At 29.0% G+C, this 20,228-nt stretch carries 25 protein-coding genes; all 25 read left to right on the forward strand.

Features of this window, described 5'->3' with window-relative positions; genetic code table 11:
- The first annotated feature begins 48 nt into the window (after nt 1-48).
- Nucleotides 49-987 (forward strand): hypothetical protein, encoded by a 939-nt coding sequence (locus ACX6CF_RS08070; protein WP_458784808.1) that lies wholly within the window; start codon nt 49-51, stop codon nt 985-987.
- A gap of 222 nt (nt 988-1,209) precedes the next feature.
- A complete protein-coding gene (locus ACX6CF_RS08075) occupies nt 1,210-1,566 on the forward strand; it encodes a hypothetical protein (protein ID WP_458784809.1) in 357 nt (118 codons plus the stop codon).
- A 233-nt stretch (nt 1,567-1,799) separates the two neighbouring features.
- Nucleotides 1,800-2,225, forward strand: a complete 426-nt coding sequence (locus ACX6CF_RS08080) for a hypothetical protein (RefSeq protein WP_458784810.1) — start codon at nt 1,800-1,802, stop codon at nt 2,223-2,225.
- Between the two features lie 64 nt (nt 2,226-2,289).
- Complete coding sequence (locus ACX6CF_RS08085) at nt 2,290-3,081, forward strand: class I SAM-dependent methyltransferase (RefSeq protein WP_458784811.1); 792 nt, start codon at nt 2,290-2,292, stop codon at nt 3,079-3,081.
- A 290-nt stretch (nt 3,082-3,371) separates the two neighbouring features.
- Nucleotides 3,372-3,848: a hypothetical protein gene (locus ACX6CF_RS08090; RefSeq protein ID WP_458784812.1), complete on the forward strand. Its 477-nt coding sequence runs from the start codon at nt 3,372-3,374 to the stop codon at nt 3,846-3,848.
- Between the two features lie 89 nt (nt 3,849-3,937).
- The gene (locus ACX6CF_RS08095) at nt 3,938-4,813 is read left to right on the forward strand and encodes a DUF3658 domain-containing protein (RefSeq protein WP_458784813.1); all 876 of its coding nucleotides are present in this window, start codon (nt 3,938-3,940) and stop codon (nt 4,811-4,813) included.
- A 184-nt stretch (nt 4,814-4,997) separates the two neighbouring features.
- Nucleotides 4,998-5,639 (forward strand): DUF4303 domain-containing protein, encoded by a 642-nt coding sequence (locus ACX6CF_RS08100; RefSeq protein WP_458784814.1) that lies wholly within the window; start codon nt 4,998-5,000, stop codon nt 5,637-5,639.
- Between the two features lie 66 nt (nt 5,640-5,705).
- Complete coding sequence (locus ACX6CF_RS08105) at nt 5,706-6,209, forward strand: kinase (protein ID WP_458784815.1); 504 nt, start codon at nt 5,706-5,708, stop codon at nt 6,207-6,209.
- A 124-nt stretch (nt 6,210-6,333) separates the two neighbouring features.
- On the forward strand, nt 6,334-7,233 hold the full coding sequence (locus tag ACX6CF_RS08110) for a GNAT family N-acetyltransferase (protein WP_458784816.1): 900 nt from the start codon (nt 6,334-6,336) through the stop codon (nt 7,231-7,233).
- Between the two features lie 203 nt (nt 7,234-7,436).
- Nucleotides 7,437-8,093 (forward strand): hypothetical protein, encoded by a 657-nt coding sequence (locus ACX6CF_RS08115; RefSeq protein ID WP_458784817.1) that lies wholly within the window; start codon nt 7,437-7,439, stop codon nt 8,091-8,093.
- Between the two features lie 203 nt (nt 8,094-8,296).
- Nucleotides 8,297-9,268 (forward strand): alpha/beta fold hydrolase, encoded by a 972-nt coding sequence (locus ACX6CF_RS08120; protein WP_458784818.1) that lies wholly within the window; start codon nt 8,297-8,299, stop codon nt 9,266-9,268.
- A 30-nt stretch (nt 9,269-9,298) separates the two neighbouring features.
- The gene (locus ACX6CF_RS08125) at nt 9,299-9,697 is read left to right on the forward strand and encodes a cytidine/deoxycytidylate deaminase family protein (RefSeq protein ID WP_458784819.1); all 399 of its coding nucleotides are present in this window, start codon (nt 9,299-9,301) and stop codon (nt 9,695-9,697) included.
- A 76-nt stretch (nt 9,698-9,773) separates the two neighbouring features.
- Nucleotides 9,774-10,334 carry a hypothetical protein gene (locus tag ACX6CF_RS08130; RefSeq protein WP_458784820.1) on the forward strand — a complete coding sequence of 187 codons (561 nt, stop codon included), beginning with the start codon at nt 9,774-9,776 and terminating at the stop codon, nt 10,332-10,334.
- 68 nt (nt 10,335-10,402) lie between these two features.
- Nucleotides 10,403-10,603 carry a hypothetical protein gene (locus ACX6CF_RS08135; RefSeq protein WP_458784821.1) on the forward strand — a complete coding sequence of 67 codons (201 nt, stop codon included), beginning with the start codon at nt 10,403-10,405 and terminating at the stop codon, nt 10,601-10,603.
- Between the two features lie 264 nt (nt 10,604-10,867).
- Entirely contained in the window at nt 10,868-11,674 is an 807-nt protein-coding gene (locus ACX6CF_RS08140; protein WP_458784822.1) for a hypothetical protein, read from the forward strand.
- A gap of 33 nt (nt 11,675-11,707) precedes the next feature.
- Nucleotides 11,708-12,415 carry a hypothetical protein gene (locus tag ACX6CF_RS08145; protein WP_458784823.1) on the forward strand — a complete coding sequence of 236 codons (708 nt, stop codon included), beginning with the start codon at nt 11,708-11,710 and terminating at the stop codon, nt 12,413-12,415.
- 217 nt (nt 12,416-12,632) lie between these two features.
- Entirely contained in the window at nt 12,633-13,526 is an 894-nt protein-coding gene (locus ACX6CF_RS08150) for an AraC family transcriptional regulator (RefSeq protein ID WP_458784824.1), read from the forward strand.
- A 569-nt stretch (nt 13,527-14,095) separates the two neighbouring features.
- On the forward strand, nt 14,096-14,416 hold the full coding sequence (locus tag ACX6CF_RS08155) for a hypothetical protein (protein ID WP_458784825.1): 321 nt from the start codon (nt 14,096-14,098) through the stop codon (nt 14,414-14,416).
- A 121-nt stretch (nt 14,417-14,537) separates the two neighbouring features.
- On the forward strand, nt 14,538-15,608 hold the full coding sequence (locus ACX6CF_RS08160) for a hypothetical protein (protein ID WP_458784826.1): 1,071 nt from the start codon (nt 14,538-14,540) through the stop codon (nt 15,606-15,608).
- 36 nt (nt 15,609-15,644) lie between these two features.
- Nucleotides 15,645-16,193 (forward strand): GNAT family N-acetyltransferase, encoded by a 549-nt coding sequence (locus ACX6CF_RS08165; RefSeq protein ID WP_458784827.1) that lies wholly within the window; start codon nt 15,645-15,647, stop codon nt 16,191-16,193.
- A 319-nt stretch (nt 16,194-16,512) separates the two neighbouring features.
- On the forward strand, nt 16,513-17,382 hold the full coding sequence (locus ACX6CF_RS08170; protein WP_458784828.1) for an AraC family transcriptional regulator: 870 nt from the start codon (nt 16,513-16,515) through the stop codon (nt 17,380-17,382).
- 236 nt (nt 17,383-17,618) lie between these two features.
- Nucleotides 17,619-18,104, forward strand: a complete 486-nt coding sequence (locus tag ACX6CF_RS08175) for a hypothetical protein (RefSeq protein ID WP_458784829.1) — start codon at nt 17,619-17,621, stop codon at nt 18,102-18,104.
- Between the two features lie 57 nt (nt 18,105-18,161).
- Nucleotides 18,162-18,872, forward strand: a complete 711-nt coding sequence (locus ACX6CF_RS08180) for a hypothetical protein (protein WP_458784830.1) — start codon at nt 18,162-18,164, stop codon at nt 18,870-18,872.
- Between the two features lie 63 nt (nt 18,873-18,935).
- Nucleotides 18,936-19,385 (forward strand): ATP-binding protein, encoded by a 450-nt coding sequence (locus ACX6CF_RS08185; protein ID WP_458784831.1) that lies wholly within the window; start codon nt 18,936-18,938, stop codon nt 19,383-19,385.
- On the forward strand, nt 19,372-20,130 hold the full coding sequence (locus tag ACX6CF_RS08190; RefSeq protein ID WP_458784832.1) for a tRNA(His) guanylyltransferase Thg1 family protein: 759 nt from the start codon (nt 19,372-19,374) through the stop codon (nt 20,128-20,130). The genes ACX6CF_RS08185 and ACX6CF_RS08190 overlap by 14 nt, the downstream gene beginning before the upstream one ends.
- The last annotated feature ends 98 nt before the right edge of the window (nt 20,131-20,228 follow it).

Raw genomic sequence — 20,228 nt, forward strand, 5'->3', positions numbered from 1 at the left:
TTAATTCAATCTAAGGTGCTAAATAGTTAATAAGGAAGGCGATGACAGATGGAAAATAATAAAAAGTACAATGTTGTAGTTATAGGATTGATATTAGTAATAGTACTGATTATAAATCAAAATATTAAGTTCAAAAAAGAAATGGAATATTTGCAAAGTCGTGTTTCTAATATGGAATCAAATATAAATAATGGAGTAAATAATTTAAGCGACACCATATCAGATAAAGTAGAGACTATTCTAAACGAGCAACAAAATATTGTGTCTAACTACAAGTTTACTTACAACAGCGTAGATACACAAACAGGAATTGTAAAAACATTAGTTGGGTTTACATTAAAGCAGTCAGATGCAGATTCAAAAGTTTATCTTAATGTATCAACACAAAATAATACAACAGGAAAAGATTATGAGTGTGTATCGACAAATGGCTTAAATTATACTGGCAAAGTTGAGTTATCCTATAAAGATAACTATATACTTAATATGTATCAAAAATCGGTTGATGGAAGCTGTAAAAAGCTCAATTCTTATTCATACCAAAATAATGTAAAAAATGACTTTGAAAACAGAGTAAGTATATTGGGAGCTGGTACAAGTGGCAGTAAAGAAGGAACAGATTATTCATTCACATTACGGAATAATACATTTGGTGAACAAAGTTTCAAGATTAAAAGTGTGGTAGTTAAAGCATTTTATGAGGATAATGAAGTTTTTTTGAAAGATGTTACTACTTACAATATAGTGAATTCAGAAGCAAGAGACAAAATTAATTTGATGATAGCGGCAGGTGACGTTGCCTCTACAGCAATTCCTGAAATAGAGTATAACGAAATTTCTACAGATGAAAAAGGTGATGAATATGGCACTTATATGGTAACTATTTTACATTCAGAAACTGGTGCGCCTATAGAGTATAATAATTATCCAGACTATAGTTTTAAGGTAATGATTACATTTAATAATGGCGATGTCTATGAATATTAGAAAATCATTTTATTTCGTTTTATTTTAAATATTACAGGGGTTGAAATGAGGCAATTGAATAATGATTAAATTCAATGATTGGAAATGCTTTTTGGTATAGAGATACTATTGGCTGTTCTAGTACAGAAACATATCTGAAATTGAAGTTATTTTGTGGAGAGTACAGATAGATGAACATAGGTTAAGAATATTATTATATTTCATTAAAAAGGGATGAGAATAGTGGGAGTTATTGTAAGAGATAAAATAACACATAAAAAATATGTGCTACTAGGAAGTGGATTTGGAGTATATAAAGCGGTAAGACCAAGTTTTTTCGGTGGTAATTTAATTCCGCATGAAGAAGAAGGCACAATTGCAACCATAGCAGTATGTGATTCTAAAGGAGATATTATTTGGATTAATTCGAATAATTTACAAGTTGTAGAAGTAGACGGTGTTAAAATGGAAGAAATAGCAATATATGAAGATGAAAATAAAGAAGAATTATATAAATATGAATTATGTCCAGGATGTGGAACAAAGGTTGATATAAATGAAAAGTATTGTCCAAGATGTGGGTTAACACTTACAGACTAGATTAATTATGTTGTAGAGAGCGTGACAACATCACATAACAATGTATTTCTATTTGTTAGGGCAAGGATATTTCTTCAGAGAAATGCCCTAACACATCCCAACATCTAATCGCGTCGAGGCAGTCGTTGCATTAATCTTGACAGTTCAAGAGTAACTGGTGAAAGGACGTCGGAAATACTTCACAGTTATGTGAAATAATCTACTAGTTAAAATAAATAATTAAGGAGAATGGTATGAGTACAATACATGAAATTTCTGAAATGCTAATACAAATTAAGAATTCAGATTGTTTCTATGCTGATGCTGATGATATATTAGCAACTTATAGTGGGGATATGATGAATTTCAGTGATTTTGAAGTTATGTTTAACTTTATTGAAAATAATCCGACTTTAGATTATGGTGCACCTGGACCTATAGTACATTTTATGGAGCATTTTTACTCTAATGAATATAATGAAGCATTGAAACAATCAATATTACGCATACCCACTGAACTTACATTGTGGATGCTAAATAGAGTTATCAATGCATTAGACGATGAGAGAAAAAGTGAATTTATATCGTTACTTAGAGAAGTCGAAAGCATGGAAATATCACAGGAATTGAAGGATGAAGCGAATTCATTAATTGAGTATCAAAGAAAGAAATTTCTATAAAATTTAGATTGATAAGGTTAATAACCACAGCTGTTTAGTTATATATGAATAAGAGGTGAAGAGAATGAATCATGTAATTGGGTCCTATGAAAATTATAGAGAGGAAGATAGACTTAGCTCAAATAATGCACGTAAAATTGAGTTTATTACTTCTATTCGTGCAATCAAAGATATACTTCATAAAAAGGCTAAAGTATTGGATTGTGCTGCTGGAACAGGAATATATTCTTTTGAGTTAGCAAATGAAGGGCATGATGTGATAGCATTAGATTTAACACCACGGCATGTAACGATAATGAAAGATAAGATAAAGTCATGTGATTTTAGTATGGATATTGATGTAAATGATGCTACTGATTTAAGTAGATTTGAAAATGAGATATTTGATGTTGTCCTCTGTATGGGTCCGATGTATCATTTAGTTGACGAAAAGCTTAGACAAAAGTGTTTGAAAGAATGTTATCGTGTGCTAAGAAAAGGCGGTATATTAGTTCTTGCATATATTAGTAGATATTATGTATTCCCATATATTGCAACTCAAGATAAGAAATATTTGAACCTTGATTTGGGAATTAAACTTAAAAAAACTGGTACTATACGTAGTAACGACCCAGACTGTTTTTGGACTGATTGTTTTTTCGCTACACCAGAAGAAATAGAATCGTATATGACCAAAAATGGATTAAAGGTACTAGATCATCTTGCATCAGATGGAATATCACCTTTTATTAGTGATAAGATTGATGCAATGACTGAGACTGAATTTAAAGTATGGTGTGACTATCATTATTCTGTATGTAGAGAAAAGAGTATTTTAGGGTGGAGTAATCATGGATTAATTATTGGTAGAAAATAAATAAAAAAAAATATTAAACGAAATCACTATTAGTAACAGTAACTTCAAATATGTAGTAGTAGAAAATCCTTAAGAGATAGTATTTAGAGCATATTCTTATGAATATAAAGATACATTTTGTGAAGTGCATCTTAGTTGGAAAGATAATTACTATGTTAATCCATATCTACCTTCAGTAGCTAAAATGATAATTGAATATGCAATAGAGAAGGGGTGGAACCATTTAATTGGAAGAATAAACTAATGGACTATTTTACTAATTGTATACAAACATACTGGAAAGGTAAAAAATGAGTGATAATAAGGGAAGATTTATAAGTTATTCAAAAGATCATATTAACATTGTAGAAAGAGGTATTAAATCTATAAAAGAAGTGTTGTTAAGTGATGCATTAGAAGAAAAACTGAGTGTTTTATTTTGTTTAGACAGATATTATGATTCATATTATGGAAATAAGTTAGATTTTATTGATGAACTCACGGACGTTTTACAGAATCAATTATTTATAGAAGATAATGCTGATGTAATAGATGATATATTTTCATTATTAAATTATGGGAGAGGCAATTTAGATATTTTAGCTAATAGAATTGAAGAAATTGATAAAAATTTTTTAGCAGAAGCTATTTATACTCTGGGGTTAGATTATAATTATGACTATGAACATATATTTATTAGATTTAGTAAGAGTGATGATAAAAGAGTAGAAAGTGAATCTAGAGAAGCGTTGCAGAATTTAGAGGAAAGAAGAAAAGCTGATACCTAAATAAAAATATGGATATATAAAGATTAAATTAATACACACTTGTAAGATACTACGTAACTAAGATTATTTAAATAGTAGGGGGTAAAACTATGGTTGAAGTTGTATTTAGCGATAGCACGAAAGGTGCTATGAAAGTAGCAAAAAACTATGATGAAAAAAGGATCGGATATATTGGAAAAAAACCATCCAAAGCTGAATTAAAGAAACACTTTGAAGGTCAGGCTGTTGGTGGAGATTCACAAGATGTAGTTTTTTTAGGATATGCATTGGATATCGGTGATATATCTGGTGAATTCGATGGCATTGAGCGTCAGAGTGTTTTCCAAAAAATATGGGGACGATTTAATTTTGATGATAATGAACATGAACAGTTTTTTCACAATCAACGCAAAGATATGAAAAAGCTTATGTCTGCTGCAACCAATGGAACTCCAATACGAATATGGAAAAGCAACACCCCTTACTCGACTTGTGGATTTTACTTTATTTGTAATGTATTAAGAAATATTGATTGTGAAATAAGCGTTATTTCATTACCAGAATATAAGCAAGTATCTGAGAATGAAACGGTTGCTTATTATGATTGGGGGCAAATAGATGCAGGAAAATTTTATCAATTCTTGCCTTTAGAAAAACGATTATCTCAATCTGAAAAACGAATGTTTAGTAACTGGTGGTGTGACTTGGTAACGGAAAATGCCCCATTAAGAGCTGTTGTAAACGGAAAGTTGATTTCTGTTCCTGTAGAATTTTATGATTACATTATTATAAAAAGTATTCCTGAAGATGATTTTCTTATGGCTCGTTTTATTGGTGAGATTATGGGAAAATACGAGTTAGGTGTTAGTGATGGCTGGTATGCTTTGCGGATAGATAAGATGATTGAGGAGAACAAACTGATTATTGTTGAGAATAAGGATATGTCACATCCTTACAAAAAGATTTTGAAGAAAGTGATGGTATAAAAAAATGGGCGTTATAATGTTTATTAACTGTGGCTTTTAGTCTAAAGTTAAAGTTATATACATAAGAAAGTTGAAAAAATATGACTCACAAATGAATATATATATACTGGTTCACAGGATTTCAATTCCGTCGAATACGCTTGAAAGATGAGACTATAAATGAATCCTGTTAGGGGGTAAAATAATGTGCATTATTAAAAGGTTAAAAAGATTGTTATCCTATAATGGGATAGAGAGTAAACCTAACAAAACAAATAAAGGTGAAGGATATACAAAAGTAAAAGAAATGTACATTTTAGATGAGGATACTCGAAGAGAACTAAATAGAATAAAAGTGCTGCTGATTGATGCAACCAAAAAGCACTTTTCGAAACTTGTACAAGAATTTGGAGAAGGAAACATTTATGGGTATACATTATATACTTGCGATGATGCAACAAGTGTAGGTCCAGTCGCTAATAGAATAACGGACTTTACAAAAGATAAGAATGATCCATTATATTCTTATTATAGGTATGGGGCGCAGGAGTGGACTTTATGGGATGACTATGGTTTCTTTAATGAAGTGAATCATATGTTAAGAGAGCTTGTTGAAAGACATTATGATGAAGTAATAGAATTTCATGTTTTTAGGCAAGAAATATTTTCACTGTTTTTGTCTGTTCTGACAATATTGAAAGAGGAAAAGGTTTTTCTAAATATGAGTAGTGAATCATATTTAGCAGTTTGGGTATCGGATTCGGATTCTGAAATTACGAGTGAATCTGTTAGAGTTCTAAATAATGATGATGTTTATTTAGAATATGCTAAAGAATACGGTATATAGCCGTTTTGTCCATATGATATGTAGATAAATAGTGATTTTGTTAATTTAGAAGGTGGGAGATATTAGATGGATGGAGTGGCGAAGTTAATAATACTAAGAGGTAATTCAGGAAGTGGGAAGACTACCACGGGTAAAGCTTTACAAAGAAAATTTGGACGTGGTACACTGCTAATTTCACAAGATGTTGTTAGAAGAGAAATGCTATTTGTGAAAGATGGACCCAATACAGAAGCCAGTCAGTTATTATTTGAACTTGCACTATACGGGAAAAACAATTGTCATACTGTAATTTTAGAAGGTATTTTAAATTCAAAGTGGTATAAAAACTTATTTGAAAATTTACAGGATGAGTTCAGAGATCAAATCTTTGCATATTACTTTGATATACCTTTTGAAGAAACTTTAAATCGACATCAACAAAAGCCTAATGCTCATGAATTTGGAGAAAAAGAAATGAGAGAATGGTGGAATGAAAAAGATTTATTAGGTATCATTCCTGAAGTATTATTGTATAAAGAATTAAGTTTAAATGGAATAGTGGATAGAATATATAAGGACGTCATAAATTAAATAACACATTCCAACACATAATCTATTATTGTGAATAAAAGATGCTTAATACAAATTGGAATTTTAACCATATTTAGAGGTCTATGATTATATGGGACTAATATAAAATGAAGGAGACTTTACAGTGGAGTACATAAAAATAAAAGGTAAGATTTATGGATATGCGGTTAATTTTAAAGATGATAAGAAGATAAGAACTTCTTTTAATACATTGACTAGAAAAACATATGGATTTGATTTTGAGGAATGGTATCAAAATGGGTATTGGAAAGATAGATATATTCCTTATTCGATATTAGATGGTGAAAATGTTATATCTAGTGTATCTGTTAACATCATTGATTTTTTAATTATGGGAGAAAAAAAGAGGTATATACAAATTGGTACTGTTATGACAGATGATGAATATAGAAATCAAGGTCTAAATAGGTTTATTATGGAGAGGGTAATAGAGGAATGGAGAGATAGATGTGACTTAATATATCTTTTTGCTAATGATAAGGTTTTAAACTTTTATCCTAAATTTGGTTTCGTTCCTGTAGATGAGTATCAACATTCAAAAGATATATTAGTAGAAAATACAACATCAAAAGTTAAGAAATTAAATATGTCAGATAAAAAGGATAGAAACTTTTTATTTAATACAGTCAAGAAATCAGTGCCAGTTTCGAAACTTCAGATGTATAATAATGAATCTTTAATTATGTTTTATTGTACATCATTTATGAAAGAGAATGTTTATTATATTGAAACACTTGATACTATAGTTATAGCAGAATTTGATGGTGATATACTTTATCTTAATGATGTATTTTCTATAAGAAATGTACTATTGGATGATATTATTGAAGCAATGGGGAAAAAAGAGCTTAAAAAAATAGTATTTAGCTTTACACCAATAGATAAAACTTTATATGATGTTAGCTTATTAAGAGAAGAAGACACTACGCTTTTTGTAATGGGTGATAAAGTAGATTTTTTTAGAGATGAACAATTGATGTTTCCACTTTTATCTCATGCATAGGATAGGAAGTAAAACATGTGAGGGAAATAGCTTCTACAACTTATTTTTATGAATATGTGGTAGATGGATTTGATGTTGATGTAATGGCAAGACTAAAAATTAATCACGATAACGGTATATATAAGGGTTATTAGGCTATGACAATATTAATATTAAGTTAATTAAATATATCCTAATAATAGGTACTGGGAAGGAGAAATATAATGAGTTTGAATAGAAGTGAATTATATAAGGGATATTTTTTTTGCTTTATTCTAGTAGTAATGATTTTTCTTATTAATAATTTAAGTTCGATTTTTATTGATGGGAGAATAGCTTTAATTTTGGCTATATCATGGATATTATTTTCTGTATTTATATATTTTATATTAAGAAAAAATCAAAAAGGTTTAAGGGTTTATTCGGTCTTAAATGCTATCATATCAGGAATTGCAATGAGTTCTTATTACACATTAGAGGATATTAATTTGTTTAATCCGATGATTATTTTAGCTATATTTGGATTGGTCATGATAATAGATTATATGATGATGAATAAAATAAAAACCATAAAATTCTTTATTAAAATAAAAATTATACTTTTAATATTGATTCTAATAGGTTGCATTTATATATGGCTTACTTACAGCTCTTCATATGGGAGTGGCTTAACATTTATGACTATTATATTGTTAAGTATTAATATTTCATTGCTATTAATTCAAAACAAAGAGGTTAATTACACAGTAATAGTAGGATTAGCATCACTTCTCATGTTTGGAGGTATATTAGTGTGCATATTAGTAGCATTAACAGAAGGGGAAGTACTTGATATATTAACTTTTGATTCATGGGAAAATAATAAAAAGAAGATTAACTAGGATAAGGTTTTTGATAACTCCTTTTGATTATAAGAAAAAGGATTATCTTTTCTTAAGAGAAAAAGTTCTAGAGAATAATAACTTGATTGAAATATAGGGTGCGAAGAATATATTAATTGTAATGTAGTTGCAATTTCTATGAATTACTGTATAGAATAAAATATCTAGTTCAGCGATGTGAGTAACATTATAGGAAGGTGACTATGAAGAAAAACAGAAAAAGGAAAACTATTAAAAGAAATCTTGTGGGCATAGTTGTTGTATTATTAATCATAGGTGGATTTTGGCAAGTAATTATGGAAACAAAAGAAATAAAGATGTACACACCTGTTGGAGAAATGCTTAATATAAATTCACATGATATGCATTTGTATAGATCGGGTAATGGTAATAACACAATAGTGTTTATATCAGGTTCAGGTACACCAAACTCTTATACTGATTTTTATTATTTGCAAAATGAGCTGCAACAATATGCTAAAACGCTTAGTTTTGACCATGCTGGATTTGGATGGAGCAAAAAAACTAATTCGCCAAGAACAGTAGATAACTTGGTGAGTGATTTACATGAGTTACTTAATAAATCGAATCAAATACCACCATATATTTTAGTAGCCCACTCTCTTGCTTCATTAGAAGCAATAAGATATGCCCAAGTGTATCCTGATGAAATTCAAGGTATAATTTTCTTGGATGGTGGAAGTCCCCAATATTATGTGGATGAGTTAGAAATTAAATCACTGATGCTAAACAGATTTAGTTCTATTTTAAGAGTAACTGGAATAAACAGGGCTTTAGGCAATATTGGTATTAAACTACCATTTATAGGTGAGGACATAAGATATAAATCACTTCCAAAAGATATTAAAAATATTGACGAAGCAATGTATTATAAGTTTATAGGTAATAATAGTAATCTTGATGTACTAAAACATATAAACGAAAATGCTAAGATAGTTATTGATAATGGATATTTACAAGATATTCCTTTGCTCATACTTTCATCTGACAGTGGAAATGATTGGGAGAAAGTACAGCTGGAATTATTAAATTGGTCAAATGATAGCGCACAGAAAACAATAAAAGATTCTAAACACTATCTTCATTGGTCACACAAAGAAATTGTGGTATCTGAAATAGTTGAATTCATTAAAAATATAAGTATTAAATTTTAAGTATTATATGTATAATTGGAGGAAATTAGATTGCAAAAAGTAGATGAAAAGGATTTAAGTTTGATTACTCGAGCTAAAAAGGTAATTGAAGATAATTATGATGAGGTTAACTTTAATCATACTGTTGGTGCTGCAGTAAGATGTAAAAGTGGGAATATCTATGTTGGAGTAAATGTTTATTCTTTACACGGTGCTTGTGCAGAACAAATAGCAATTGGAGCGGCTATAACAAATGGAGAAAGAGATTTTGAATGTATTGTAGCCGTTCGTGGGAAACATGGTCAAGAAATTTTACCTCCATGTGGTAATTGCAGGCAAATGCTTTCTGATTATGCGCCACAGTGTCAAGTGATTGTTGAATATGAAAATGGTATTTGCAAGGTGTCTGCTATAGAACTTTTACCTTTTGCATATCAAGTTGAAAGCTAACAAAAATGTATACAGAAACAAGGTATTTGCAGTAGGGTCTAAGTATAACCGCAATAATTAGTAAGGGGTAAAATCTATGGAAAAGGATAAAAGTATTAAGTATTTATATCATTATTATGAAAAAGACAGAGGACCTTTCTTAAACTTATCAGATTTAGACATACCACAAGCTCAAAAGATACTAGATAGAATAAAGCAAGAGAATAAAGTCATGGCGGTTCATAGATATAAAGGATATCTTGAGAGAAGAAAAGAGTTAGAACAAATGGCTAGAGAAATATTTATTTCCAAAGGTGGAAAGCCAGTTAGAAAATCACCACATTATATGGTTGTTGGTAAATGTGATTGGCTTCAAACTTGGTATAATGAAGGTGAATACATAAGAATCCATTTGTCAGAATTTGATTTAGATACTATTTCATTTTCATATGGAGATATGTTTCCTACTTTTAGTCCACGTGTTACTGATAATAAGGAATATAGAAAACAAATATATACCTTTAATGAAATAATAAAGATTATAGATAAATATGGGTTGCCTCAGGATTGGAATCAAGATGGTGCATTTGGTCCTGAAAGATATATAGAGGTACAAATATGGGATGATGAACCTTTACTGAGAAAGTTAAAGATCTGAGTGATCATTCATAGATGTCAAATACAAAATGTTATGTAAAATTATCTAAATCAGATGGGGAAATTATTATGCAAAACAAGATATCAAAAGAATTATATTATCAAGTTAGAAATATTATGAAAAAGAGATGGAACGTGAGAGAAGGAGAGTATTGGTATCCATTAGTTGAAAATGGATTTGAACCTAAAATTGCTCTAGATTATGATGGATTTATATCACATTATAATGAACTTAAGTTTAAAAAATTGGTCAAGATCTTTTGCAGGTGAAAAGGCACTTGATATATTAAACGGATGTTTGCCGGATTACAAAGATTATTGTTGGTAAAGTTATTGGAGTTTATCAATGTATTAGAAGATAGAGGGATATAATTATAAGATTATTGAAGGTGCTGGACACGGCATAAACCATGAACAACCTAAAATAGTAAATAGTGAAATAATACAGTTTTTATTAAAAGATTCGGGAATATAAACCGAATAATAAGTAAATACAATTTTTTGATACATTAATCAGTTAGGGGAGAAATTATAATGAAAAAAATATTTATTATACTGAGCATCTTTCTTATTTTAGTTGCTTGGAAAGGGAATATCATCAAAACTGCTTCAGTAGAAGATAGTCCTTCAACAAATAGTATTATAGAAAAAGAGAAAGGCGAAGTAAATGAAACTAGTCATATAGAAAAGTCAATAGAAAAACCCATAGAAAACATAAATAGTGAATCTAGTAGTTTAAGTCAAAGGATAAATGATTACATTGAGAATAATTTAGATTCAGAGTATTTTGATGCTGAATTATGTAAAATGTATAGTCAAGTACTTCTTAGTGAAATGCCTTTTTCTTTTGAATTTATAGTAGCAGAATCTGAAAATGAATATTATCTAAATGATATATCCTACGATGAATATAAGTTTATACCTAATCATTTTAGCTTTATAGATATGAATAATGATAAGGTTCCAGAGATTGTGATTGAAGGAAGTATCGATAAATCAGCAGGATTTGTATTAGTTTTGAGAGAGTATGATGGAAGAGTAATTGGTCATGAGTTTAGCCATCGACAGATGAGTGATATTAAGAGAGATGGAACTTATCATGCCTCCGGCGGTGCAGCTTATAATGGTTATTATCAATTATCCTTTAATGAAGATTCATATTCACAGCATAATATCGTTCGAATGGATGCTGAAGAGGATTCAAACGGTAAACTCAATACAATTTATTTTATATCTGAAAAACAGGTTGAAGAGAAGGCTTTCTGGGAATTATGGGAAGTTCAAAAAAATAAAGAAAAACCTATTTGGGTAGATTTTGAGTTGAATAAAGAAGATAAGTAGAGGAAGAGAAGACTATTAGAGAAAGGATTTATTATGAAGAAATATCCTAAGTATTTAATAATAATTGTTACAGTTGTAGTTATAAGTATTAATGGATGTACAGCTAAGCCATCTGAAGTTACAGTATTATCTAATAGGATTAGTGAAATTGAGGAAATTAATAATAGAAAATCTGAAGAGATAATAAAAAGATTAGAATCAATTGAATATAGGATTTCAGAAGTTGAAAAAACCATAAATATTAAAAATAAGAATGAAGAAGACCTTCCTCAAGATGCAATTGATGAGTTAATGTCAACTATAGAAGATGTAGAACTTAATATAAACTTTATTGAATCAATGATATGGGGAAGATCATTATTTGATCTAAATAAAATTAAAGTTGGAGATAATGTTAATGAAATGATTGTTACAGATATTACAAGTCGCAAAGGAATGCAGATACAGTTCTCTGGACAGAAGCAATTAACTGGTAATTATTCCATTATCAAAGATGATTATTATTTGGGTAATATTGTAACATTTAGTATTGATGATAAGCTATCTGATATTTTACCAAGAGCAAAAGATGATATGCGTACATTATGGTTTAGGTTCAGTAATTATGATGAAGCAGTTGATATGTTAGAGGAATATGGAGATAGTGGAGAAATTACAATAATTATTGATGAATACTATATTGACTTATTAGAATCAGATGTTATTAATGAAGCTAAATTAATTAAAGTTGTATCAAAATAATTGGCTTGTTCATGGTTAGATTTTGTAAGTGTAGAAGGGTAGAATTACTTAAGCTTAAGGAAGTAGCTGAGTTATTGTATTTAGCTGAAATGTGGAAACTTGTAAACAATATTTTTTTCGAGAAATTGAATTGTTTTTGTATGTAAACAAAATTGTGCATAAAAAGTTGCTAATTAAAAGTTTATATATAATATCCTTTAATTGAGGAGGGATTAATATGGATTGGCTTACAAAAATGAATCTGGCGATTGACTACATTGAAGAAAACTTAACACAAGATATAGATTTTAATGAAGTTGCTATGAGAGCTTGTTGTTCATCTTATAATTTCCAACGTATGTTTGCATTCATAACTGATATTTCATTGGCTGAATATATTAGACGAAGAAGAATGACACAAGCGGCATTGGAATTACAAAATTCCAACATTAAAGTGATTGATGTAGCTATAAAATATGGATATGATTCTGCTACATCTTTTGCAAGAACTTTTAGAGCACTTCATGGATTAACGCCAACCCAATCAAAACAAGCTGGTGTAAAATTGAAAGCCTATCCTAAAATTTCTTTTCAAATTTCAATTAAAGGAGATAAAGAAATGGATTACAGGATTGAAACCAAAGAGGCTTTTGACATTTTCGGTATTGAAACAATAGTATCATTAACAGGAGAAAAAGGATATTTAAGTCCAGCAGAGCTCTGGCAAACATGCCAAAAAAATGGGGAGTATAATAGACTTCTTTCAAACGCTGGGGATTTGCCAACTTTTCTACCTCAAGATTTATGCAAAATTCATGGGGCAGAATATTATCGTAAGACAGAAGAAAATACTTTTCCGTATATGCTATGTTCATTTGTTTCAAAAAATAGTAATACAGAGGGATATAAAACTATCCATATTCCTGCACAGACATATGTCGTTCTCGAATCCCCCAAATTTAAATGGGGAGATGAATTCTTTAAGGTTTTAACTACTTTGCAGAAAAGATTTTATAGTGAATGGCTACCAACAGCAAATTATGAAAGAGCTGATAGCGCAAATTTTGAGATTTATGGCGGTACAAAGAAATATGGATATATTGAATTGTGGTATCCTATCATCAAGAAATAACTTATTATTAGATCAATCTAACAAAGTTTTTCATCAAGAGTGAGTAAAAATCATAATCAACACATCCATAACAACCACTAAAAGAACAAGGTGGATGTTATGGATGTATTAGAAGTAAAACGTATTATAGGTACTAAAGTTTAGTATAATGAGCAAAAGATTAGGAAGGTAGGTAAGGTTCTTTTTCACTGATAATATTTATGTTAAAGAAGATATTAAAATGTTAAATGCTGAAGGTGGTAATTATTTTAATTTGGTATCAATAATAGCTAGAAAGTTATAGATTAAAAGAAATAAAAATGAAACATCTACTAATAAAACCTAAGAAAAACACATCATTGAAATAGAATAAATATATAGAGGTTTAGATGAGTAGTTCTTACATTGTAAAGAGTTTATAAATAAATTTGGTTAAACGGAGTAGATTATATGAAAAAAATATTTTCACTGGTTGCTTATTAATAGTAATTTTAGGCTTAATACTTATTTATCAAAGAATGTATCTGATGTTGATTTAATTACGTTCGGTTTATTTTATAACCTTTGGTATAATGATAAAGTAGATAGATATGAATTATGAACTAGTGAGCGAAACAAGCTTTAATTTCTTTGGTAAGTCAAGAGGTAAGCACCAAAATATTGATGAATTAGTAGATTATGCTGATAATAAATATGATATATCTGAAATTCAAATGCCGGAATCATTTGAATTGTATAGTGAAGTTGATAATATACTAAATAACGGAGATGGAACATATACAATTTACTCAACAAACTATATTGAATATATATATGATGATTCAATTCATATTAAAAGCTATAATAGAAGTATTATAAAGAAGGTAGAAGAAAAATATATTTTGTTAGAGTATATAAATTATAATAAATAGAAATTTATTTAAAGAAAATCAAGGATCTCTTTTCAGGGGGGAATACAGGAAATAGTGTAACGTTAGTTAATAATTAGATAGGTTATGGAAATACATTTTACTAATGTTTAAAGGAGGAAGAATGGGTACGTTTTGTTCAAATTTACAATTAAAAAGAAAAAAATCTATTGATACTGATACTGTTGTAGATGCTATTTCTGTAATGATGAAGAATTCAGGTTATGTAGAAGCTGAATCATATGATTTTGATAGGAAGATTACATTAATTGCACGATCAGATTCTAAATGGATGTCACTATTTGATAGTAATCTTGATGCCTCAAATATTGAACTGTCAACAGATATGGCTATTTCTTTAGGTAAGGTAATAGATACGGAAATCCTTTGTATAAGTGTCATTGATAGTGACTACTTTAATATTGAATTATTTAGAGATGGGAAGATGAAAGCTAACATAACAAATTTAAATGAAATGAGTACTGTCAGTTATAAGAATATAAAGGCATGGATTAATTGCGGTGAAGAAATTGACAGTAAAACTATAAAATCAATTTTCAGTAAAAACACAGTCTTTGTAGATGATAAGATTAGTGAATTCGCTAATACATTTTCTATAGATAATTCATTATGCCTTCTAAGCCATAGGCATTTACAGGAGTTAGATTTGAATTCTGCAATTACATTATTTTTCAAGAATGCAAAAGAAGACCAGGAAGATACGGAATTAGATCAGACTAAATTACAATTTGTAAGTTATTATATGGAGTATAAATCTAATATTGGTGATAATAAATCATATAAATTTACAGTAAAGAATATTGGGAAATCCTCAGTAGGTTTTCAAGTTATAATATGTGGTGAAGCCATCAATTCAGATTTTATATCAGCTAGTGACTGTCAATTGAGTGTTGATGATATAAGTTTAAACAAGAAATTTTGGAAAGCTACATTACAAAACGGTACGAATGGTTATGTGTGTGATTTTTCGGACTTGGTTATTCCAGATAGTTGCAATATTGATTATCCACAAACCCAGAAGGACTTTAAGATATTAATCAAAACTTATATTAGTGTTAATATAAGTTTTGAGAATCACCGTAAGTGTAATTCTGATATGTTTATATATTTTTTACCGATTAAGAATGTGAGAGAGGGACAAGTTGGAACAAATATGAAGGTAGAGATTATTTAACAACTAATATAAAAGAATAGATACGAGGTGATTCTTATGATACCTAAAGTAATATTAAGAGATTTAATTATAGATGATTTAGAGGATAGATATAAGTGGTCTTTAGATAAGGAAGTCACAAAATATCTATCTATTCCAAACAAATATCCTCCATTCACTAGAGAAGAAACTAAGGTATGGATTAAAATGTGTATTAACAGAACTAATGGATATTTACAAAAAGCTATATTAACAGAAGATAATGTGCATATTGGATGGGTAGATTTGAAAAATTTTGATGATGTTAATAGTAATGCAGAATTAGGAATAACAATTGGAAATAAAGACTTTTGGGGTAAGGGATATGGTGCTGCTGCTATTATTGCTATGTTACAGATAGGTTTTGTAGAATTGAAACTTAATAAAATATGGTTGCGTGTTGACTATGATAACGAAAATGCAATTAAATGTTATACTAGAATAGGTTTTATTAGTGAAGGGATTTTAAGAGAAGATAGAATTAGACATGAAGAGTATATTGATAGATTAAGATTTAGTATTTTACAAAAGGATTTTAAAGAGATATGGTACGATAGTGTAAAATAAATCTTTGATATTTATAATATTATTCAAGGAATATTATTTGGATTAATGCATGGAATATTCTTTTTTTGGATAGCTGGAGTAATGGGAACTATAATTATTATTGTTTTAACTGGTATGTCAGGATGGGTAAGTGGATGGATTAATGAAAAACAGTCAGGTGGTTCAATTATATCAAGTTAGGTATTACATGGGTTAGGTAATTTTACTGCTTCTATTGCTGTAATGTTTAATATTATTTAACTTTAAGACAAAAGAAAGCAAGGTAGGATAGGAAACAACAGTTTTATTTTAGTACAATTTATATAGGGAGGTGAATTAGATGAATTATATTCAAAATTTACAAAGAGCAATTAACTATATGGAAGAGCATATATTAGAACCGATTACCTATGAAGATGTTGCAAATCATATCTACGTATCAGGTTACCATTTTCATAGAACATTTAGTTTAGTGACTGGTATTACAGCCAATGAGTATATTAGAAATAGAAGATTGTCTATGGCAGGGCAGGAAATCTCTTTATCTAATGCAAAGGTAATTGATGTTGCTTTAAAATATTGTTATAATTCGCCTGAGAGTTTTACAAAGGCATTTACTAGATTTCATGGTATTACGCCTAATGTGGCAAGACGTGCAGGTATGAAATTAAAATCATTTAATCGCCTTCTCATTAAAATAAAATTGGAAGGTGGTACTGTTATGGATTACAGAATTGAAAAGAGAGAAGAATTTAAATTATTGGCTAAGATTAGGAAGTTTAGGAATGAATCAATCTCAGAAGAGGGAAATACTGAAATTCCAGATTTTTGGAAAGAATGTGGTGCCAATGGTACATTTGAAGTTTTGAAACAAAATACTAATGAGAATGATATTTATGGAGTTTGTGCACCTATATCAAAAGAAAGTAAACATTTTGATTATGGTATTGGTATGAAATTTAGTTGTGGTAATGTACCTGAAGGATATGGCATATGGGAGGTAAAACCTACATTATGGGCTGTGTTTAAATGTATTGGTGAAACTCCGGATTGTATAGGGGGAACATGGGGCAAGATCTTTTCTGAGTTTCTTCCAGGTTCAGAGTATAATATGATTGATGATACTGATTTTGAATTGTACTCACAAGATCTTGAGACAGATTGTTTTTGTGAGATATGGATTCCCATAGAGAAAAAGACAAATGCATAATAATCATATTTTCAATCTATAATCTCAAGTAAATCTGATTTAAGAATAATACTAAATTTATATATGGTTGGTAGAAACGGAGTGAATTATTTTAGCTTTAGATATATGAATATTTGTGGAATAAGAAAGTTTTGCAGACTTAGTTGAGAGATGTCGGGAGTATAAATCTATAGATATGAGTATCACTCAAATTACGGTGATCTTTACACATGGTTATTATTATAATAGGAGTTATTATGAATATTAAAGAAGAAATAAATATTATGTTACTAGGATTAGATTGTGGTTTATTGGATTCTACAGATATATTAAATTGGATAGAGAATTGCTTAAAGGATGATAAGGATATACCTGATGTAATTTATGATATTCCCTTTGTTAAAAGTCATAAGATTGCAGATATCAAGTCTATTTTATTTGAGGCTTGTAATTGGAAAGTTAGTGTGAATTCTATCCATTGTATCTCAGGATTAACATATATAAAATTGGAAAATAACAATATTGATATAGATAAATCATTAACTATTGTTTATAATCTTTTATTAAAGAATAATTTATATGATATTAATGAGCAAATGCAGAATAAAATAATGTACTTCTCAGATGGATATTGTTTAGCAACCTCCAGTATTTATGGAAATGTAGAATCTATAAGCAATGAATTTAAGTTATGGTTGAGGAGTTATGAATTATATTCATTAAAATTTAGGAATTTAATATAATAGTTTTAAAATAATATTACTTTGACTTGATTATTAAGATTAAGGATGTGAATGAGTATGGGAGATGTAATTGCAAAAATAAATACTAATGATAAAAATCTAAATAAAATTTGGTTAGAATATGCAAAAGCTTATAATTCTGGTTTGAAGAAACGAAGCAAGAAGTTAATGGATGATGTAATAGTATATTTGAAAAGTGCTGATAAAAATCTCTTGGAATTGTTTGCTGATTATTGTAGTGAAGCTAAATATGATAAAAATCCTGATTTAATAATTCAGTATCCACTTGTGAAAGAAGTTATTTTACCTTATTTAATAGAGAAATCCCAACAAAAATCGCCAATTCATATGCGATGGCTCTATATGTTTATGAGAACAGATAAGGTGTTTTATAAACTAGTAGTTAATGAATTTGGTAATCCATTTCAATTATTGTTGGAATCATATGACTTAAATCCTCATGATAGAATCACGATTGATACCATAATGAAAGGATATATTAACGATTTGTGGTATGGAAGCCATCATATTCCTGAGGGAGTAATTTATGAAAAAGACTATTGTATAACTTTGCTGAGCGATTTCAAAGATTTTTTAGAACGATTACCTATAAAGCTTAAAGAAAAGTATAGTAGTGAGTATCAGTATTACTATAATCTTTATACAGATTGGTATACTTTTAAAGATTTAAATATACATATGAACTTTGTTGATTGGTGCTGCCAGCACAATAAAAAATCTGATTTCGTTAAGTCATATTATTACTAATGTTGGAGCATTTTTCTTAATAGAAATAGTTATAGATTTGTTTATTATTGAAGGGAGAATGATATGGAAGGAATAATTTTTATAGGGATACAAGCCACTGGTAAAAGTAGTTTTTATAAGCAATTATTTTTCAATACACATATGAGGATAAACCTAGATATGCTAAAAACAAGAAATAGGGAAAAAATTCTAGTTGACGCCTGTATTAGAGCAAAACAACCTTTAGTTATAGATAATACTAATCCAACTGTTACAGACAGAGAGAAGTATATATCAAAGTTAAAAGAAGAAAAATTTAAAGTAATTGGTTATTATTTTAAATCAAATCTTAATGATGCTATAATGCGTAATGAACTGAGAAATGGAAAAGAAAAGATTCCTCGAATGGGTATCTTAAGCACATATAATAAGTTAGAATTACCTTCTTATAAAGAAGGTTTCGATAAACTATACTATGTATCTTTAAATAATAATAAGTATATAGTTGAGGAGTGGAATGATGAAATTCAATGAAATAGATAAAAAAATGAGAATATATGAAACATCTAAAGATTATAGCGTTTTACCTGGTATATATATTGTAACTAGAATAGATGGAAGAAATTTTACTAGACTAACTAAAGAGATACATAAATTTCAAGCTCCTTTTGATTGTCAGTTTAGGGATTACATGATAGAAACAACTAAACATTTGATGACTTGTGGATTTAGAATTATATATGGTTTTACTCAAAGTGACGAAATTTCATTGCTATTTCACTTGGAAGATTCAACTTTTGGGAGAAAAGTAAGGAAAATAAATTCTATACTAGCTGGAGAAGCAAGCGCAAAGTTTACAAATCTATTAGGGGACATTGGATGTTTTGATTGTAGAGTATCAGAGTTACCAAATCTAGAAGCAGTAATTGATTATTTTGAATGGAGACAAGCAGATGCTCATAGAAATTCTCTTAATGCTCATTGTTATTGGACATTGAGGAGTAAAGGAATTTCAGCTATCGAGGCAACTAACTATCTATCTAGTAAAACTGTAGCTAATAAAAATGAATTATTATTTAATGAGGGAGTTAACTATAATGATTTGCCTATCTGGCAAAAGAGGGGAATAGGAATATATTGGGAAAAGTCCATTAAAAAAGGATATAATCCTATGAAAGATGAAGAAATTGAAACTACTAGGAGAAGTTTAAAAGTAGATATTAACTTACCGTTAGGTAAAGAATATGATTTATTAATATCAAGTATAGTTAATGGTTAAGCCACTTTATGAAATTAAAGGGGTAGAATTTTATTATTAATCTTGAAGCGGATTTATCAGCAAAGTCGTTGATAAAAACTTTATTTATAAACTTGAAT

The organism is Vallitalea sediminicola (assembly GCF_054408565.1).

Coding starts and splice junctions, on each gene's coding strand:
- ACX6CF_RS08070 (WP_458784808.1), top strand. CDS start 49: ATGGAAAATAATAAAAAGTACAATGTTGTAGTTATAGGATTGATATTA.
- ACX6CF_RS08080 (WP_458784810.1), top strand. CDS start 1,800: ATGAGTACAATACATGAAATTTCTGAAATGCTAATACAAATTAAGAAT.
- ACX6CF_RS08085 (WP_458784811.1), top strand. CDS start 2,290: ATGAATCATGTAATTGGGTCCTATGAAAATTATAGAGAGGAAGATAGA.
- ACX6CF_RS08090 (WP_458784812.1), top strand. CDS start 3,372: ATGAGTGATAATAAGGGAAGATTTATAAGTTATTCAAAAGATCATATT.
- ACX6CF_RS08095 (WP_458784813.1), top strand. CDS start 3,938: ATGGTTGAAGTTGTATTTAGCGATAGCACGAAAGGTGCTATGAAAGTA.
- ACX6CF_RS08100 (WP_458784814.1), top strand. CDS start 4,998: ATGTGCATTATTAAAAGGTTAAAAAGATTGTTATCCTATAATGGGATA.
- ACX6CF_RS08105 (WP_458784815.1), top strand. CDS start 5,706: ATGGATGGAGTGGCGAAGTTAATAATACTAAGAGGTAATTCAGGAAGT.
- ACX6CF_RS08115 (WP_458784817.1), top strand. CDS start 7,437: ATGAGTTTGAATAGAAGTGAATTATATAAGGGATATTTTTTTTGCTTT.
- ACX6CF_RS08120 (WP_458784818.1), top strand. CDS start 8,297: ATGAAGAAAAACAGAAAAAGGAAAACTATTAAAAGAAATCTTGTGGGC.
- ACX6CF_RS08130 (WP_458784820.1), top strand. CDS start 9,774: ATGGAAAAGGATAAAAGTATTAAGTATTTATATCATTATTATGAAAAA.
- ACX6CF_RS08135 (WP_458784821.1), top strand. CDS start 10,403: ATGCAAAACAAGATATCAAAAGAATTATATTATCAAGTTAGAAATATT.
- ACX6CF_RS08140 (WP_458784822.1), top strand. CDS start 10,868: ATGAAAAAAATATTTATTATACTGAGCATCTTTCTTATTTTAGTTGCT.
- ACX6CF_RS08145 (WP_458784823.1), top strand. CDS start 11,708: ATGAAGAAATATCCTAAGTATTTAATAATAATTGTTACAGTTGTAGTT.
- ACX6CF_RS08150 (WP_458784824.1), top strand. CDS start 12,633: ATGGATTGGCTTACAAAAATGAATCTGGCGATTGACTACATTGAAGAA.
- ACX6CF_RS08155 (WP_458784825.1), top strand. CDS start 14,096: ATGAATTATGAACTAGTGAGCGAAACAAGCTTTAATTTCTTTGGTAAG.
- ACX6CF_RS08160 (WP_458784826.1), top strand. CDS start 14,538: ATGGGTACGTTTTGTTCAAATTTACAATTAAAAAGAAAAAAATCTATT.
- ACX6CF_RS08165 (WP_458784827.1), top strand. CDS start 15,645: ATGATACCTAAAGTAATATTAAGAGATTTAATTATAGATGATTTAGAG.
- ACX6CF_RS08170 (WP_458784828.1), top strand. CDS start 16,513: ATGAATTATATTCAAAATTTACAAAGAGCAATTAACTATATGGAAGAG.
- ACX6CF_RS08175 (WP_458784829.1), top strand. CDS start 17,619: ATGAATATTAAAGAAGAAATAAATATTATGTTACTAGGATTAGATTGT.
- ACX6CF_RS08180 (WP_458784830.1), top strand. CDS start 18,162: ATGGGAGATGTAATTGCAAAAATAAATACTAATGATAAAAATCTAAAT.
- ACX6CF_RS08185 (WP_458784831.1), top strand. CDS start 18,936: ATGGAAGGAATAATTTTTATAGGGATACAAGCCACTGGTAAAAGTAGT.
- ACX6CF_RS08190 (WP_458784832.1), top strand. CDS start 19,372: ATGAAATTCAATGAAATAGATAAAAAAATGAGAATATATGAAACATCT.